The following is a 567-nucleotide window of genomic DNA, read 5'->3' on the forward strand; positions in this document are numbered from 1 at the left end:
CCTGCACTCCCTGGCCACCATCGTCTCGACCTGGGTGCTGTGCCCGGTGCTGGCGGGGGTGATCGCGGTGCCCATCTTCCTGCTGGCGGGCAAGGTGCTGAAGGTGGCCAAGCTGCACGCGCTGCGGCTCGACGCCTACACCCGCCTGGCCCTGGTGCTGGCCGGGGCCGCCGGGTCCTACAGCCTGGGCGCCAACAACATCGCCAACGTCATGGGCGTGTTCGTCGACGTCTCCCCCTTCACCGAGTTCCGCCTCGCCGACCTGCTGCACGTCTCCTCGGTGCAGCAGCTTTTCCTGGTCGGCGCCCTGGCCATCGCCGTCGGCGTCTTCACCTATTCCAAGAAGGTGATGATGACCGTGGGCGCCGGGGTGCTGCCCCTGTCGCCGGTGGGGGCCTGGGTCGCGGTGGTGGCCCATTCGGTGGTCCTGTTCCTGTTCGCGTCCGAGGGGCTGGAGCACTTCCTGGCCACCCACGGCCTGCCCACGGTGCCGCTGGTGCCGGTCTCCAGCTCCCAGGCCGTGATCGGCGGGGTGATCGGCATCGGCCTGGTCAAGGGCGGGCGCAA

The 567-nt window shown here is 70.0% G+C and carries 1 protein-coding gene; it reads left to right on the forward strand.

What is annotated here, in order from left to right; genetic code table 11:
- Positions 1–567 (forward strand): inorganic phosphate transporter (locus KDM41_18770; GenBank protein ID MCB1185468.1); only part of this gene is annotated, 567 nt, incomplete at both ends.

It is taken from the genome of bacterium (assembly GCA_020440705.1).
Classification (GTDB): domain Bacteria; phylum Krumholzibacteriota; class Krumholzibacteriia; order LZORAL124-64-63; family LZORAL124-64-63; genus JAGRNP01.